Annotated in this window: 1 protein-coding gene; it reads right to left on the bottom strand. The window is 70.4% G+C overall.

Features of this window, described 5'->3' with window-relative positions:
• On the bottom strand, positions 1 to 534 hold a 534-nt coding region (locus tag DBZ45_RS03785), incomplete at both ends, for an HNH endonuclease signature motif containing protein (RefSeq protein ID WP_146617440.1).

Below are 534 nucleotides of genomic sequence, written 5' to 3'. Positions count from 1 at the left end.
AGCGCCGACCGGTTGCCAGGCCGTGGCGTGTTTCAGCCGGTGGTGTTTGGGGCAGGGTTGGCCGAGGTTGGCGACGCCTGTGCCGCCGCCGTCGGCCCAGGCGAGGATGTGGTCGGCGTCGTTGTCCAGTGAGTGGTTGTTACAGCTCGGGAACGTGCACTTGGCGTCGCGGAGCCGCAGCCATTGGCGCATCGGTTTCCTTAGGCGGTAGCTGGTGCGTCCGATCTCCAGCGGCGCACCGTCGCGGGGGTCGACGAGCACCCGGAGGAATGACGTCGCGCCGTCGGCAATGAGCCGGCGGGCCATCGACGGCGGGATCGGCCCATACCCGTCCAGCATGGCCGGCTCCTCGGACAGGCCGAGCAGCGAGAACACCGGAACCGTGACCAGCACCTGCGCCCGCGGGGCCGGCACCCCACCGGCCGGCACAAGACCGGATGGCGCATCACCTACGGGGACAGAACCTGCGGGCATTGAACCTGCCGGCACGGCGTCTGCGGGGACCTTTTCTGCGGGCGGGTCCTCAGCCGCGCC

The sequence above is a fragment of the Arthrobacter globiformis genome (assembly GCF_003261175.1).
GTDB lineage: Bacteria > Actinomycetota > Actinomycetes > Actinomycetales > Micrococcaceae > Arthrobacter > Arthrobacter globiformis_A.
Note: the sequence above shows the minus strand (reverse complement) of the source record. Positions and strands in the feature narration are given on the sequence as shown.